Below are 15,346 nucleotides of genomic sequence, written 5' to 3'. Positions count from 1 at the left end.
CCGTGACCTCCGCGACGCCCGCCGGTGCGCGCGAGCACGCGCGGGAGCCGGGTGAGCGGCTCGTCGGCGCCCTGCGCGACTACCTGGGCCACCTGAGGGTGGAGCGCGGCCTGTCGGAGAACACCCTGGGCGCCTACCGCCGCGACCTGCAGCGCTACCTGCGCTTCCTGGCCTCCCGCGGCGTGGACGACCCCGCCGCCGTCGACGAGGCCGCGGTCAGCGCGTTCGTCGTGGCCCTGCGCAGCGGTGCCGACGGCGGTGCCCCCCTCACGGCGAGCTCGGCGGCCCGCACGGCCTCGGCCGTGCGCGGCTGGCACCGCTTCCTGCACGCGGAGGGCCGCAGCGGCACCGACCCGGCGTCGCTGGTGCGGCCGCCGACCCCGCCGCGTCGCCTGCCCACCGCGTTGACGGTGGAGGAGGTCGCGCGGCTGCTGGACGTGGCCGGATCCGGTGGTGACCCCCTCGCGCTGCGCGACCGGGCCCTGCTGGAGCTGCTGTACGGCAGCGGCGCGCGCATCAGCGAGGCGGTCGGCCTGGACGTCGACGACGCCTCCCCGGAGGTGCTCGGGGAGAGCGGTGTGGTGCGCCTGCGGGGCAAGGGCGCCAAGGAGCGCGTCGTGCCGCTGGGTTCGTACGCCCTGCGGGCCCTGGAGCAGTACCTGGTGCGGGCGCGCCCCCACCTGGCGGCGCAGGGCCGCGGCACGGCCGCGCTGTTCCTGAACACCCGTGGTGCGCGCCTGTCGCGGCAGAGCGCGTGGGCGGTCCTGCAGTCGGCGGCGGGGCGGGCGGGCATCGTGCGCGCGGTCTCGCCGCACACCCTGCGCCACTCCTTCGCCACGCACCTGCTGCGCGGCGGTGCCGACGTGCGGGTGGTGCAGGAGCTGCTGGGTCACGCCTCGGTGGCCACCACGCAGGTGTACACGCTGGTCACGGCGGACTCGCTGCGGGAGGTGCACGCGGAGACGCACCCCCGCGCGCACCGATCACCGTCGGTCGCGGACTAAGGTCGTCGCGCCAGCGCGCCTGCGCGACCGCTCCGCGGGACGCGGGCACCGCCCGAGACGAGGAAGTGCCACGCCAGTGACCAGCGAGTTCCCGACGCCCGCCCCCTCGATCCCGCCGGTGCCCGGTGCGGCGGGCGCGCCGTCGGGGACGCCTGGGCCCGTCGTGCGGCCGGGCGCCGCCGAGCCGGTGAGCGCCGCGCCCGGTGACGGCCGGGTCGTGCCGCCGGGTGACGTCCGCGACGTGCAGGGCGGGATCGAGCCGGGTCCGCAGGCGGGCCCGACGGGCCGGCCGCTCCCGGCCTTCCCCGTGCCGCGCCCGCTGCAGCAGCACGGCCCGGCCCGGGTGATCTCGATGTGCAACCAGAAGGGCGGGGTGGGCAAGACCACCACGACCATCAACCTGGGTGCGGCGCTGGCCGAGTACGGGCGCCGGGTGCTGCTGGTGGACTTCGACCCGCAGGGCGCCCTGTCCGCCGGTCTGGGGGTGAACTCCCACGCGCTGGACCGCACCGTCTACCAGCTGCTCATGGAACCGGGCACGGACGTGCGGGAGGTGGTCCGGGAGACGGCCGTGGAGGGGCTCGACCTGCTGCCGGCGAACATCGACCTGTCGGCGGCCGAGGTGCAGCTGGTGGGGGAGGTGGCGCGCGAGAGCGTGCTGGCCCGGGCGCTGCGCCCGGTGCTGGGCGACTACGACGTGGTGCTCATCGACTGCCAGCCCTCCCTGGGCCTGTTGACGGTCAACGCCCTGACGGCCTCCCACGGGGTGCTCATCCCGCTGGAGTGCGAGTTCTTCGCGCTGCGCGGGGTGGCGCTGCTGGTGGAGACGATCGAGAAGGTGCAGGAGCGGCTGAACCCGGTCCTGGAGGTCGACGGGATCCTCGCCACGATGTTCGACGGGCGCACGCTGCACAGCCGTGAGGTCGTCTCCCGCGTGGTCGAGGCGTTCGGTGACGACGTGTTCCACACGGTGATCGGCCGCACGGTGAAGTTCCCGGACGCGACGGTGGCCGCGGAGCCGATCACGGTGTACGCGAGCGGCCACCCGGGTGCGGAGGCCTACCGTCAGCTGGCGCGCGAACTGGTCGCCCGAGGTAGCGCCGCGTGAGCAGCGCTCCACCCCTGCCGTCGCGCTGAGCCACTGCACCGCACGGGCAGTGCTGCCTCGGCGCCCGGGTGGGGGAGCGGTGCGCCGGGCCGCCCGGACGGTGCCCCCGCGGCCGCGGTGAGCCGTTAGGGTGCGCCTCTCGGACGCTGGGGGAGCGCCCGCGGGGACACACGGGGAGTGCTCACATGGTCGCGCCGCTCTCGGAGCACCACGCCACGGGGACCCTCGTCCCCCGCATCGTCGAGGTGGCCCTCGACGCCGCGCACCGGGTGCTCGCCGCCGACGGCGGGGACGGCCTGACCGGTGCGGACCTGCTGGTGCGAGCCGCCCGGGTCCGGGCCGCCGTGCTGGCCGCCGGCGCCGCCGGGCAGCCCGTCGCGGTGCTGCGCGGCCACGACGTGGGCGCCGTCGCCGCCGTCGTGGGGGTGATCGCCAGCGGCAGCCCCCTGGTCGTGCTGGACCCCACCACCCCCGCCGCCAGGCTCCGCCACTACGTGCGTTCCGCCGGGGCGTCGATCTGCGTCAGCGACGCCGCCCGCGCCGCCACGGCGGCCGAGCTGGCCACCACGGTGCTCGACCCCGACGACGCGGCGTGCGCCGGGGCGGACCACCTGGCGGCGGCCGCGGAGCTGCTGGCCGCACCCGCCGCGCCGCAGGACACCGCGGTGCTCGTGTACACCTCCGGCTCCACCGGTGCGCCGAAGGGCGTGGCCTGCGACCACCGCTCGATCCTGCACGACGCGTGGGTGAACTCGGTGGGCACCGGTTGCTACGGGGCGGACGCCGTCGTGGCCCACCTGCTGCCCCTGGGGTTCAGCGCCGGCATCGGCGTGACCCTCGCGTGCCTGCTCGTCGGCGCCCGGCAGGAGCTCTTCGACCCCCGCAGCCGCTCGGTGGCGGAGCTGCCCGGCTGGATGCGCAGCCACGGGGTCGACGTGCTGCACGCCTCCCCGGCGATCCTGCGCGGGGTGGTGGCGTCGCTGGCCCCCGGGGAGCGTCTCGACGGCCTGGTCAGCGTCACGATGGCCGGGGAGACCGTCCACGGCGCGGAGCTGAGCCGCGTGCGGGAGGCCGTGGGCCCGCGGTGCGTGCTGCGCAACCGCTACGGCTCCACCGAGACGTGGTTGATGGCCGAGTTCCGCATCGACCCCGGTGACGACTCCCCGCGGGGAGCGACTCCGGTCGGGTGGGCCGTGCCGGGGGCGCGCCTCGAGGTGCAGGACGAGGACGGGGTGCGCCGCTCGCACGGCACCGGCCGGGTGGTGGTCACGTCCGCGTGGCTGACGCGCGGGTACTGGGGCGCGCCCGAGCGCACCGCCGAGGTGTTCGGCCCGAACCCCGACGGCACCCGCTCCTTCCTCACCAGCGACGTCGGCGTCCTCGGCGAGGACGGTCGCCTGCGGCTGCTGGGACGTGCCGACCACAGCGTGAAGGTCGGTGGCCTGCTGGTGGAACCCGGGGAGGTCGAGGCGCTGCTGTTCGCCCAGGAGGGCGTGCGCGAGGCCGTGGTGGCCGGACGGCCGGACCCGCGCACCGGCCACGCCGTGCTGGTGGCGTACGTGGTCCCCGAGGGGCCGAGGCCGCAGGCGTCGGCCGTGCGGGCGGCGGTGCGGGAGGAACTGCCCTCGCACATGGTCCCGCGGTACGTGGTCTTCCTGGACGCGCTGCCGCGCACGGAGCGCGGCAAGCTGGACCGCTCCGCGCTGCCGGAACCGGAACCCTCCACCGCTGCGTACGAGGCGCCGCGCACCAGCTGGGAGCAGGTCGTCCGGGAGCAGTTCGCCGCGGTCCTGGAGCTGGAGGACCTCGGCGTCCACGACGACTTCTTCGAGCTCGGCGGCGACTCGCTGGCCGCGGAGGCGCTCGTGGCGCGGATGGCCGAGGTCGTCCAGGACCCGCCCCGGCCGCTGACCACCGCGCTGCTGGCGGCCGAGCCCACCGTGGCCCGCTTCGCGGCCGCGGCTCGCCGCACCGCCCGCGAGGAGAACCCCACGCTGGTGCCGCTGCGCGCCGCGGGCGAGGGGCCGCCGCTGTTCCTCGTCGCCGGCGCCGGCAGCGCGGCCGTCGCCCTGCGCACCCTGGCCCAGCGGGTGGAGCACCCCGGACCCGTGCTCGGCCTGCAGGCCAACGGCCTGGAGAACCGGGCGCTGCCCGACTGGTCGATCGAGCGGATGGCGCGCCGGCACGTCGCCACGGTGCGCGGGGTGCAGCCGCACGGCCCCTACCGCGTCGCCGGTCACTCCATGGGCGGTCTCGTCGCCCACGAGGTGGCGCGCCTGCTGCGCGCTGCCGGCGAGGAGGTCGAGCTGCTGGCGGTCCTGGACTCCTTCCCGCCGAACCCCTCCCTGATGCCGCGCTCGACGTACCCGACGCTGCGCGAGAAGGTCAAGGAGGCGCTGTCCCTGGCGCTGACGGGTGTGGTGCCCCACCCGGGCCTGGGGCACTACGTGCGCTTCTTCCGCCAGGGCATGGTCGTCCAGCGCCGGTACCGGCCCGCGGGGACGTACGGCGGCCGCACCCTCGTCCTGGTCGCCGCGGACGACCCGGAGGCCGCCGAGCGGCGGCAGTGGGCGCCGCACCTGTCGGGGGAGTGGACGCTGGTGGAGGTGCCCGGGGAGCACATGTCGATCCTGCGGGAGCCCCACGTGGCGCCCGTGGCCGAGCACCTGTCCGCGGCCCTGTCCGCGGCCGCGCACGCAGCCGCCGCCGCGCCGCGTCCCCGCAGCGGTGACGAGGAGGTCCGCGCGGTCGGGTGAGCCGGATCCCGCCCGGTGCGGGCGCTCACCCGATCCGCTCACCGCCCGTGGCGGCGCCGTGGTCAGGACGGGTGACGCCCCTGGTCCGCCCGGGGTAATCGGTCGCTCGCCGTGACCGTCGCCCGGTCGCGGCGTGCGAGCTTCGGTGCATGCCCCCCACCGCTGCCCCGCCCCGCGCCGGCGTGCCCGGCCGGGCCCCGGACCCCGGTTCCCGCCGCGTGCCCGCCCCGACCCGTGAACGCCGCCCGGCCCTGCTGGCCCTCGGGCTGGTGCTCGTCGTGGGCGGGGCGCTGGGCAGCGCGCTCGTCGTGCACCGCAGCGGCGACCGGGTCGACGTGCTGGTCGCGCGCCACGACATCGCCCCCGGTGAGCGTGTCGACGCCGACGACCTGGGCGTGGCGCGGGTCGCGGCGGACGGTGCCGCCGTGGTGCCGTCCGCCGCTCTGGGCAACTTCGTGGGGACGTATGCCACCGGTCGCATCCCCGCCGACACGCTGCTGAACCGCACGATGTTCCTGGCCGGGGACGCGGTTCCGGCCGACGCGGCCGTCGTCGGTCTGGTGCTCGCCCCCGAGCAGCGGCCCACCGAGCCCCTGCGCTCCGGCGACGTCGTGCGCGCCTTCCTGGTCTCGGCCGACGGTTCCGGCACGGTGACCGGGGAGCCCGCCGGGACGGTCCTGCTGTCCGCGGCGCGCGTGGTCGCCGCCGGCGCGGACTCGGCGAGCTCCGGTGGTGACACCGTCTCGCTGCTGGTGCCCACGGCGCAGGCCGCGGGTGTGGTGGCCGCCGCGTCCGCCGGGCAGGTGGCGGTGGCCCGGGTCGCCGACGGCACCGCTCCGCCCGTCGACCTCGAGGGGCGGTGAGCCGTGGCCGTCGTGTCCTTCGTGTCCGCCAAGGGGTCTCCCGGTGCGACGACGACCGCGATGCTCAGCGCGGCGCTGTGGCCGGCGCCCGTGCTGCTGCTGGACGCCGACCCGGCCGGTGGTGACGTGGCCGCCCGCTGGCCCGCCGCCGGTGGCGGTGTCCTGGACGCCGAGCGGGGCCTGCTGCCGCTGCTGACGTCGGCGCGGCGCGGCCTGAGCGCCGAGCAGGTGCTCGCGCAGGTGCAGCCGGCCTCGGGCGGGACCCCGGTGGTGTGCGGTCTGGGCTCGCCCGAGCAGGCGCAGGCCGCGGAGCGGTCGTGGCCGTCCCTGGCCGCCGCCGTCCTGGACGTGGCGCGGGGAGCGAGCGGCGCCGGCGCCACCGACGTGCTCGTGGACGGCGGGCGCCTGGGGGCGCACCCGGTCCACCTGCCGCTGCTGCGCGAGTCCGCCGCCGTCGTCCTGGTGGTGCGCGACGACGTGGCCGGTGTCCTGCACGCCCGGGAGCGGCTGCGGGTGCTCGCCGGTGCCCTGCGGCGCGGCGACGGGTTGCTGCCGCGCGTGGGGGTCGTCGTGGTGGGCGACCTGCAGCGCGGGGACGCCGACGGCAGCGCCCGGGTGCTGCTCGAGGTGGGGGAGTGGGTCGAGGACTTCGGCCGGTTGCCGCTGGACGCCGCGGGTGCCCGGGTCTTCGACGGTGCGCGCACCGCGCGGCCGGAGCGGACCGCGCTGGTGCGGGCCGGGCGGACGGTCGTGCAGGTGGTGGCCGCGGCGGCCGCCGGCCGGGCGAGGAGCGCCGCGTGAGCGCGTTCCCCCCGGCACCCGCGGCGCTCACGGGCCCCGTCCCGGGCGTGCGCGGCGCGGGAGCCGTCGACCACGACCTGGTGCGCCGCCTGCGCGTTCAGGTGGCGGACCGGCTCGCGGGCCAGCGCCGGCGCGACGACGTCGCGGGCCGCGCCCCCATGTCCAGCGCCGACGAGCGCCAGTTCGCCCGCTCCCTCGTGGTGCAGGTCCTGGAGGACCACGCCCGCGCCGAGGTGGAGGCGGGCCGCGCACCGCTGGACGCGTCCGACGAGGAGGCGGTGGCGTCGGCGATCGGGGCAGCGCTGTTCGGCGTGGGCCGGTTGCAGCCCCTGCTGGACGACCCCGACGTGGAGAACATCGACATCAACGGGTTCGACCGCGTCTTCGTCGGGTACGCCGACGGCCGCGAGGAGCTGCACGCCCCGGTCGCCGAGTCCGACGAGGACCTCGTCGAGCTCGTCCAGGTCCTCGCCGCCAACGTCGGCCTCACGAGCCGGCCGTTCGACGCGGCGAACCCGCAGCTGGACCTGCGGCTGCCCGACGGCTCGCGGTTGTCGGCGGTGATGGGCGTGTGCCAGCGCCCCGCCCTGAGCATCCGGCGAGCCCGCCTGGGCACCGCGAGCCTGGCTGACCTGGTGGCCGCCGGCTCGATGACCGACGACCTCGCGCGGTTCCTGCGCGCGGCCGTGCGAGCCCGCAAGAACATCATGATCGCCGGGTCCACCAACTCGGGGAAGACGACCCTGCTGCGGGCGCTGGCCGCCGAGATCGGCCCGCACGAGAGGATCATCACGGTCGAGCGGGCGCTGGAGCTGGGGCTGGACGCCCACGTCGAGGCCCACCCGAACGCCGTCGCGTTCGAGGAGAGGCTGCAGAACTCCGAGGGGGTCGGCGGCGTGAGCATGGCCGACCTGGTGCGCCGTTCGCTGCGCATGAACCCCAGCCGCGTCATCGTCGGCGAGGTCCTCGGCGACGAGATCGTCACGATGCTCAACGCGATGAGCCAGGGCAACGACGGCTCCCTGTCGACGATCCACGCGAACTCCTCCGCCGAGGTGTTCAACCGGATCGCGACCTACGCCCTGCAGGCCGAGGAACGCCTGCCGGTCGAGGCGAGCCACATGCTGATCGCCGGAGCCGTGAACTTCGTGGTGTTCCTCGACAAGCAGAACACCTACCACTCCGGTGGGGCCTTGCGCCGCGTCGTCGCCAGCGTGCGCGAGGTCACCGGGGTGGACGGGCGGGTGCTGTCCTCGGAGGTGTTCCTCGCCGGTGCCGACGGGATCGCGCGCGCGCACGCACCGCTGCAGTGCGCCGCCGACCTGGAGCGGCACGGCTACACGGCTCCGGTGCTGCGGCGGTGGGACGCGTGAGCGCGGCGGGGAGCGTGCTGGACCCGGTGACCGGTCTCGTCGCGCCGGAGGTGCTCGTCGCCCTCACCGGTGGTGCCGCCGGCCTGGGCGTGCTGGTCGTGGTGCTCGGGCTGCGTGCCCGTGCAGCGGGCAGCGGTTCCAGGCCGCCGTCGTGGCGGGCCCGGGTGGGGGCGCGCGCGGGCAGCCGCCGGGTGCTGGTGGGGCTGGGTGCCGGCGTGGTGACGGTGGTGCTGACCCGCTGGCTGGTGGCCGGCGTCGGCATCGGCCTGCTCGCGGCCTGCTGGGACCGCCTGCTGGGCGGCGGTGCCGAGGAGGGGCGCGGGATCGCCCGCACCGAGGCGCTGGCCACGTGGACGGAGTCGTTGCGCGACACCATCGCCGGCGCGATCGGCCTGGAGCAGGCGATCCCCGCCACCGCTGCCACCTCGGCGCCGGTGCTGCGGCCGTCGCTGAACCTGCTGGTGGACCGGTTGCGCATCCGCGAGCCCCTCCCGGAGGCGCTGCTGCGCTTCGCGGAGGACGTCGACGACCCCAGCGCCGACGTGGTGTGCGCGGCGCTCGTGCTGAACGCGCGGCTGCGCGGACCGGGCCTGCGCGACGTCCTCACCGCCCTGGCGGCCTCCACGCGCGAGGAGCTCGACGTGCGCCGCCGCATCGAGGCCAGTCGCCGCAGCATCCGGCGCAGCGTCCAGATCGTCCTGCTCATCGTGCTGGGCGTCATGGGCCTGCTGGCCGTGTTCAACCGCGCGTACGTCGAGCCGTACTCCACGGTGGCCGGGCAGCTGGCGCTGGTCGTGGTGGCGGCGCTGTTCCTGGCGGGGCTGGTGTGGCTGCGCCGCCTGGCCCGCGTGGAGGTCCACGAACGGTTCCTGGCTGCGACCGGCGTCACGGCGAACGGCGCGGGTGCGGCGGTGGCGCGGTGAACCTCGCCCTGCTGTTCGGCGCGTCCTGCGGTGCCGGTGCGCTGCTCCTCCTCACCGCGTCGGTGCGCTCGCACTCCTCGGTGGCCGTGCAGGTCGCCCGTCACGACGCGCTGCGGCGCACGTCGCGGCGAACCCTGCTGAGCGCGGCGGAGGCGGCGGCCTCCGCCGCCCCCCGGCGCACCCTGGTGGGCCCCGGCTCCGCGACCGGCCGCCTGGTGGCGGTGCTGGCCGACCGGCTGGAGGTCCTCAGCGCCGAGCGCGGCTGGCGCCTGCCCCGTACCCGCGCCGACCTGGCGGTGCTGGGGCGCGGCACGGGGGAGTTCCTGGCTGCGAAGGTCGTCGCCGGGCTGGTGCTGCTGCTGCTGGCACCGGTGTGCTGGGCGGTCCTGCGGGTGTTCGGTGTCCCGGTGCCCGGTGGGGCCCCGCTGCCGCTGGCGCTCGTGCTGGGTGCCGCGGGTTTCCTGGTCCCCGACCTGGCTCTGCGGTCCGACGCGGAACGCCGCCGCCGGGACTTCCGGCGCGTCGTCGGCGTGTTCTGCGACCTCGTCGCGATGAACCTCGCCGGCGGGCGGGGTCTGCCCGAGGCGCTGCTGAGTTCCGCGTCCGTGAGCGACTACTGGGCGCTGGTGCGCATCCGGCAGGCGCTCGCCAACGCCCGGTTGCTGGGGACCACCCCGTGGGAGGCGCTGGGTGAGCTGGGCACCGAGCTGGCGGTCCCCGAACTCGTGGACCTGTCCGGGGCGCTGGGTCTCGCCTCGGACGACGGAGCGAAGATCCGCGCCTCGCTGTCGGCGCGCGCGGCCACCATGCGCCGGCGCGACATGGCCGACACCGAGGGGCAGGCGGGGGAGAAGTCGCAGTCCATGCTCGTCGCGCAGCTGCTGCTGTGCACCGCGTTCATGGTGTTCCTCGCCTTCCCCGCGGTCTCCAACCTCGTGGGGCAGTCGTGACGGGAACCCCCGCACGCACCCAGGAACCGCGTGCGGCCGCCTCGTGCCGCGCGAACCCGACCGAAGGGAAAACCGATGTCCTCCTGCTCGATCTCGCGGCTGGTGCGGCTGCTGTCCGAACGGGCCCGGCGCGCCGCGGCGCAGGGCCGCGACGCCGGCGCCTCCGCCCTGGAGTGGGCGATCATCGCGGCCGTCGTCGTGGTGGCCGCTTCCGTGATCGGCGGCGTGGTCTACAACATCGTCCAGACCAAGAGCGAGGCGCTCCAGGAGTGCTCCACGGTGGCGGTCGGTGCGACGTGCGCGGGTGTGGACTGAAGCGCGGCCGGTGCGGGGGGCGCGACGGCGGCAGCGCGGCGCTGGAGACGGCGTTCCTGGCCCCGGTGTTCCTGCTGCTGGTGTTCTTCGGCATCCAGGCGGGCCTGTGGGCCTACGGGCGCTCGGTCGCGCTGCAGTCGGCTCGCGAAGGCGTGTCGCAGCTGCGGTTGCTGGCCGACGAGCAGGCCGTGGCCGCGGGGCAGGCAGGTGTCGAGGAGCACGTGCGGCAGTTCGCCACCACCGTGGGACGCGAGGCGCTGCTGGCCCCTCAGGTGCGCACCACCTGGTCGGCCGACGGCCGCCGCGTGCGGGTGAGCGTCAGCGGCCGCGTCATCAGCCTGGTTCCGGGGCTGGACCTGAGCACCACCCAGAGCGCCGCCGGGCCGCGCGAGCTGTTCGGGAGCGAGGGGTGAACGGGTCGGAGGAGCGGGAGGCCGGCAGCCTCGCGCTGGAGTTCACCCTCGTCGCCCCCGCCCTGCTGCTGCTCGTCGCGCTCCTGCTCGCGTACGGGCGCGCCGGGCTGGTCTCGGCGGCCCTGGACTCCGGGGTGCGCGACGCCGCGCGCAGCGCCACCCAGGCGCGTTCGGCGGACGACGCCCGCTCGCGCGCCGAGGAGGTCGTCCGTGCCGCCGTCGGCGAGGGGGAGTGCGCCGACACCCTCGCGGTGGAGCCGCTGGCCCGGTTCGAGCCGGGGAGCCCGGTGACCGTCACCGCCCGGTGCCGGTACGCCCTGGCGGACCTGGGTCTGCCGGGTGCCCCCGGTCACGTCACGGTGGGCAGTTCCTTCTCCAGCCCCCTCGACCCCAACCGGGGGGTGCGGTGAGGCGCCCGCGCCCCGCGGCGGGTCGCGAGGAGGGTTCCATCGCCCCGGCCGTGCCGGTGCTGGCGCTGGTGCTGCTGCTGCTGGCCGGGCTGGTGCTGGACGCCTCCCGGCAGCTGGCGTCCCGCGCCCGTGCCGTCGCCTACGCCGAGGAGGCCGCCCGTGCCGGCGCCGCGGCCGTCGACGTGGACGCGCAGGACCTCGTCCTGCTGTCCGACGCGCAGGTGCGCGAGCGCGTGGTCGCGTACTGCCGCGACGCGGTGGCGGCCGGGGCGCCGATCACCGAGCCGGGCGGGTGCTTCACGGGGATCACCGCGCAGGGCGACCCGTACGGTCGCCGGATCGTCGTGACGGCCCACGTCGAGGTGGTGCTGCCGACGACGCTGCTCGGCATCGTCGGGGTCCGCGAGCTGCGCGCCGCGGGTGACGCCCGGGCCCGCCCGTTCGAGGGGACCGACCAGGAGGACGCCACGTGAGAAGGACCACCGCCGCGCTCGTCGCGGCCGCAGCGCTGCTGCTCACCACCGGGTGCTCCACCGAGACCTCCGACGTGGCGCCCCCGGCACCCCCGGCGGCGGAGGCCGCGCCGGCCGCCACCGCAGCGGGCCCCGTGCCCGGTGCCGCGCCCTCGGCGGCCGCGGCGGGACCGTGGGACGGCGACCCGGCCTCCGTCGCCGTGCGCGCGTACCTGCGCGAGCAGGCGCTGGCGGTCAACGCGCGCGTCGCCGACCCCTCCCGGCTGCCCGCGTTCAGGGCCACCCTGACCACGGCGGCGCTGGAGTGGGCGGTGCCGCTGCTCGCGCAGAACCTCGGTGACGAGATGCCCGGCCCGTACCCGGTGGGTGTGCTCGGCAGCACACGCGAGGGGCAGGACCGCGTGGTGCTGCAGCTGTGCCTGCAGGACCGCGGCTGGCAGGTGGACCGCGCCGGCGGGAACCCCGTCAACACCGCCCGCTACTCCACGGCCACCGCCGTGGTGCTGCGCGTGGACGGGCGCTGGCTGGTCGACGACGTCGCCTCCGCCGGCGGGGCCTGCTCCGCCGCTGACGTCGTCGTGGAGCGGTTCTGATGCGGGCCGGCGGGTTCGCTCGCGGGCGCCGCGCCGTGCTGGTGCGGGCGGCCCTGCTGCCAGTGCTGGCTCCGCTGGTCCTCACGCCCACGGCCGCCGTGGCGGCCGAGGCCGGGGCGGCTCGGCCGATGGCGACGTCGACGCCGGTGGGCGTGAGCGCGCACGGCAACTGCCTGACGTACGCCCGCGCGGGCGGCGGTGTCAACAGCGGCGCCAGTTACGGGCTCAAGTGCGCCGGGTCGCGCCGCTCCGCCAGCTTCGGCGACCTGCTGCGGGGGGCGGAACCCCCGACCTGCTGGTTGAGGTCTCCCGGCGACGGGGGTCCCACGACCGCCTCCGCCGCGGCCCCGGGCACCGCGGTCACGCCCGCGTCCCTGCTCCTCGCGGTGCGCGCGAGCGCGCTGGAGACGCCGCGGCCGGGTGCCGGCCCGGTCCCCACCCCGTCGCCGGCGGACCCGGGACCCACCGCGGACCCCGCCCCGGAGCCGGTGCCCGCCCCCACGGGCGGACCCGGAACCACGGGGGAACCCACCCCCACCGAAGCGCCCACCGCGACCCCCGAACCCGCCCCGGTGCCGACCACGCCCCCGCCGCCCCCGCCACCTCCACCGGTGGAACTGGTGCAGCACTGCATCGAGCCCCCTCCGGACCCCCGTACCGGGATCCCCTCCTGGGGGATGCGGATCGTGCCGACGACCGTCCTGGTGCACCTGGACTCCCCGGACCGGTACCCGCTGTGGACGGAGCTCACCCCCGGGCAGCAGGCGTACGCGGACCTGGTGCACGAGCGCAGCGGGCGCATCAAGACGTCCGGGGTCCGCACCTCGCCGTCCACCAGGCCGCGGGTCGGGCAGACCGTCGCGTTCTCGCGCGGATCGACCGAGACCCCGGCCGTCGTGGGCACCGGTGACACCCGCATGCGTGCCGTCGTGGTGCGCCTGCGGGTGTGGCCGCTGCCGGGTGCGGAACCGGTGACCTGCGAGGGCGGGGGAGCGGGACTGGCGCCGGGTGCCACCCGGCGCACCGGTGCCGAGGTGTGCTCGTACACCTACCGCTGGACCTCCAGCGGCCAGGAGTTCCGCGGTGCTGAGGACACCTTCCGCGTGACGGCGCTGGAGACCTGGCGCATCGAGATCAGCGAGGACGCCGGAGCGACCTGGCAGACCTACCGGGAGATCGACCTGCCCACCGAGACCGGGATCCAGGTGACCGAGGTGCAGACCCTCGTCGTGCCGCTGCCCCCGGCCGGGGGCGCGTGACGAACCCCGTGACGAACCCCGTGACGAACCCCGACCGCACCACCGTGAGGTGACCGATGCCCGCTCCCGTCCTCGACCGCCCGGACCGCACCGGGCAGCGGGTGCCCACCCGCCTGCCCCGCCGCGGCCCCACCCCGGCGGCCCGGCGCCTGGAGGTCCTGCACGGAGCCGCCGCAGCGCTCGTCCTGCTCGCCGTGGTCGTGGGCGTCCCGTGGGCGCTGGTCGTCCTCGTGGGCGACCCGCTGCCCTCCACCCCGCCCCGGCGCAGCTGGCTGGACGCCGAGCTCAGCGGCACGGTCGTGCTCGACGTCCTCGCGGTGGTGCTGTGGCTGACCTGGGCGCACTTCACCGCCTGCGTCCTCGCGGAGGTCCGCGCCCGGGTGCGCGGCGGGGTCAGCGCACGCGCTCCCTTCGGCGGTACCCAGCAGGTCCTCGCGCAGCGCCTCGTGGGCGCCGTGCTGCTCCTCGCGGCCGGCGCGGTGTGGGTGCCCGGCACCGCTCCGCTGCCGTCGACCGGCGCGGTCAGCGCGGTGTCGGTCACCGGCGCGCAGGAGGCGCTGCGCACCGCACCGGCACCGGGCACGGGGGAGGCCGGCGCCGCGCGAGCCACCGCTCCTGCCGCTGCCCCCACCCCCACCCCCGACGCGGCCTGGGCGGGACGGTCCGCGGCCGCCGCCGGCGATCCGGTCACCTACGTGGTGCAGCCGCCGGCGGGTCGCCACCACGACTGCCTGTGGGACATCGCCGAGCGCACGCTCGGCGACCCCCTGCGCTACCGCGAGATCTTCGAGCTCAACGTGGACAGGGTGCAGCCCGACGGTTCCCGGCTGGTGGACGCCGACCTCATCCGCCCCGGGTGGGTGCTGCTGCTGCCCGGTGACGCCGCGCAGCACGTCCCCGTGCAACCGACCCTGACCGCACCCGCCGCGGACCTCGCCGAGAACTCCGCCGAGAACCCCGCCGAGAACCCCGCCGGGGAGCGGCCCGCCGCCCCCGCCCAGGAGCCCGGGGCGCCGTCCGCCGCGGCCGGCGACGACCTCCTGCGGCGCGGCGCCCTGAGCGCGGGGCTGGTCGCGGTCGGCCTGCTGACCGCCACGCGCCGCGCCCGGCCCGCTGGGCCCCTCGCACCGGCCGAACGCGGTCTGGACGACCCCGGGCGGGCGGTGTTCCTCGACCGCGCGTTGCGCCGGATCGCCGCTGCGGCCGACGAGCAGGGGACGCCGCTGCCGGAGGTGCTCGCCGTCGGGCTCGGCGCGGACCGCCTCGTCCTGCACCTGGCGGACGTCCCCGGGGGCATGCGGGTTCCCGAGCCCTTCACGGGCGCGGGAACGCGGTGGGAGGTCCGCCGCGAGGACCTGGATCGCGCAGCCGCCCTGCCCGCCCCGCACGGGACCGGTCGCGCTCCGTACCCGGCGCTGGCGGACGTGGCGCGGGTGGGTGAGGAGGACCTCCTCGTGGACCTGGAGTCGGCTCCCGGCCTCGTGGCCCTCGGCGGGGACGAGCAGGTCGCGCGCGGGCTGGCCCTGTCGATGGCCGCCGAACTCGTCCTGAACCCCTGGTCCGACGGGGTTCAGCTGCACCTGGTGGGTTTCGCGTCCCGGCACGCCGGCCTGCGACCGGAACTCGTCGAGGACGTGGAGTCGCTGGCGGGCCTCCTGGACCGGCTGGACGCCGAGGCGGCCGACGCCCAGCGCGCTGCCCGCACCCTGGGTATCGACGGTGTCCTGGCCGGCCGCCGCGGCCGCCGGGGAGACCGCCCGCGGCCGCGCGTCGTCGTCCTGTCCGGGGCACCCACCGCCGGTGAGGCGGCTCGCCTGGAGCGTCTGGTGAGTTCCGGGGAGACCGCGCTGGCCGTCCTCGTCGTCGGGGACGTTCCTGCGGCGTCCTGGCGGTTCCGTTGCGCAGCAGACGGTTCGGTCGACCTCGGTGTGCTCGGAGTCCGTGGCCGGGCGTTCTCGCTCACCGTCGGGGAACTGCAGCGGATCGCCCGCCAGGACCTTCCGTGATCAGTGCTGGTCCCGACGGGTGGTCCAGGACGGGTTCCCCGCCGACGGGCGGTGGGGTCACCTAACCTGGTGGTGAGGCACCTGCTGGTGCGAGCAGTA

At 76.7% G+C, this 15,346-nt stretch carries 15 protein-coding genes; all 15 read left to right on the top strand.

Annotated elements, in window-relative coordinates; translation table 11 throughout:
• Positions 1-2: 2 nt before the first annotated feature.
• The 15 genes from xerD (at position 3) to V9U69_RS18065 (ending at position 15,247) form a co-directional block, all read left to right on the top strand.
• Positions 3-1,004, top strand: a complete 1,002-nt coding sequence (gene xerD / locus V9U69_RS18135; protein WP_337063260.1) for a site-specific tyrosine recombinase XerD — start codon at positions 3-5, stop codon at positions 1,002-1,004.
• Positions 1,005-1,245: 241 nt separating this feature from the next.
• The gene (locus V9U69_RS18130; RefSeq protein WP_442907824.1) at positions 1,246-2,112 is read left to right on the top strand and encodes a ParA family protein; all 867 of its coding nucleotides are present in this window, start codon (positions 1,246-1,248) and stop codon (positions 2,110-2,112) included.
• Positions 2,113-2,297: 185 nt separating this feature from the next.
• Positions 2,298-4,868, top strand: coding sequence for an AMP-binding protein (locus tag V9U69_RS18125; protein ID WP_337063258.1), 2,571 nt, complete (start codon positions 2,298-2,300; stop codon positions 4,866-4,868).
• 149 nt (positions 4,869-5,017) lie between these two features.
• Entirely contained in the window at positions 5,018-5,731 is a 714-nt protein-coding gene (locus tag V9U69_RS18120) for an SAF domain-containing protein (protein ID WP_337063257.1), read from the top strand.
• A 3-nt stretch (positions 5,732-5,734) separates the two neighbouring features.
• Positions 5,735-6,532, top strand: a complete 798-nt coding sequence (locus V9U69_RS18115; protein ID WP_337063256.1) for a hypothetical protein — start codon at positions 5,735-5,737, stop codon at positions 6,530-6,532.
• Positions 6,533-6,579: 47 nt separating this feature from the next.
• A complete protein-coding gene (locus V9U69_RS18110; protein WP_442907823.1) occupies positions 6,580-7,905 on the top strand; it encodes a CpaF family protein in 1,326 nt (441 codons plus the stop codon).
• The gene (locus tag V9U69_RS18105) at positions 7,902-8,828 is read left to right on the top strand and encodes a type II secretion system F family protein (RefSeq protein WP_337063254.1); all 927 of its coding nucleotides are present in this window, start codon (positions 7,902-7,904) and stop codon (positions 8,826-8,828) included. Before V9U69_RS18110 ends, V9U69_RS18105 begins: the two co-directional genes overlap by 4 nt.
• Positions 8,825-9,778, top strand: a complete 954-nt coding sequence (locus V9U69_RS18100; protein ID WP_337063253.1) for a type II secretion system F family protein — start codon at positions 8,825-8,827, stop codon at positions 9,776-9,778. The genes V9U69_RS18105 and V9U69_RS18100 overlap by 4 nt, the downstream gene beginning before the upstream one ends.
• 75 nt (positions 9,779-9,853) lie before the next feature.
• Complete coding sequence (locus V9U69_RS18095; RefSeq protein ID WP_337063252.1) at positions 9,854-10,093, top strand: hypothetical protein; 240 nt, start codon at positions 9,854-9,856, stop codon at positions 10,091-10,093.
• Entirely contained in the window at positions 10,075-10,506 is a 432-nt protein-coding gene (locus V9U69_RS18090) for a TadE family protein (protein ID WP_337063251.1), read from the top strand. Before V9U69_RS18095 ends, V9U69_RS18090 begins: the two co-directional genes overlap by 19 nt.
• Positions 10,503-10,916 (top strand): TadE/TadG family type IV pilus assembly protein, encoded by a 414-nt coding sequence (locus V9U69_RS18085; RefSeq protein WP_337063250.1) that lies wholly within the window; start codon positions 10,503-10,505, stop codon positions 10,914-10,916. The genes V9U69_RS18090 and V9U69_RS18085 overlap by 4 nt, the downstream gene beginning before the upstream one ends.
• The gene (locus tag V9U69_RS18080; protein ID WP_337063249.1) at positions 10,913-11,389 is read left to right on the top strand and encodes a pilus assembly protein TadG-related protein; all 477 of its coding nucleotides are present in this window, start codon (positions 10,913-10,915) and stop codon (positions 11,387-11,389) included. The genes V9U69_RS18085 and V9U69_RS18080 overlap by 4 nt, the downstream gene beginning before the upstream one ends.
• A complete protein-coding gene (locus tag V9U69_RS18075) occupies positions 11,386-11,982 on the top strand; it encodes a hypothetical protein (RefSeq protein ID WP_337063248.1) in 597 nt (198 codons plus the stop codon). Before V9U69_RS18080 ends, V9U69_RS18075 begins: the two co-directional genes overlap by 4 nt.
• 686 nt (positions 11,983-12,668) lie before the next feature.
• Entirely contained in the window at positions 12,669-13,241 is a 573-nt protein-coding gene (locus tag V9U69_RS18070) for a hypothetical protein (protein ID WP_337063247.1), read from the top strand.
• Between the two features lie 56 nt (positions 13,242-13,297).
• Positions 13,298-15,247: a hypothetical protein gene (locus V9U69_RS18065; protein ID WP_337063246.1), complete on the top strand. Its 1,950-nt coding sequence runs from the start codon at positions 13,298-13,300 to the stop codon at positions 15,245-15,247.
• The last annotated feature ends 99 nt before the right edge of the window (positions 15,248-15,346 follow it).

The sequence above is a fragment of the Kineococcus sp. G2 genome, assembly GCF_037154035.1.
Taxonomy (GTDB): domain Bacteria; phylum Actinomycetota; class Actinomycetes; order Actinomycetales; family Kineococcaceae; genus Kineococcus.
Note: the sequence above shows the minus strand (reverse complement) of the source record. Positions and strands in the feature narration are given on the sequence as shown.

Excerpts from the sequence above, each read along its gene's own strand:
- V9U69_RS18120 (WP_337063257.1), top strand. The coding sequence starts at position 5,018 with ATGCCCCCCACCGCTGCCCCGCCCCGCGCCGGCGTGCCCGGCCGGGCC.
- V9U69_RS18065 (WP_337063246.1), top strand. The coding sequence starts at position 13,298 with ATGCCCGCTCCCGTCCTCGACCGCCCGGACCGCACCGGGCAGCGGGTG.
- V9U69_RS18125 (WP_337063258.1), top strand. The coding sequence starts at position 2,298 with ATGGTCGCGCCGCTCTCGGAGCACCACGCCACGGGGACCCTCGTCCCC.
- V9U69_RS18095 (WP_337063252.1), top strand. The coding sequence starts at position 9,854 with ATGTCCTCCTGCTCGATCTCGCGGCTGGTGCGGCTGCTGTCCGAACGG.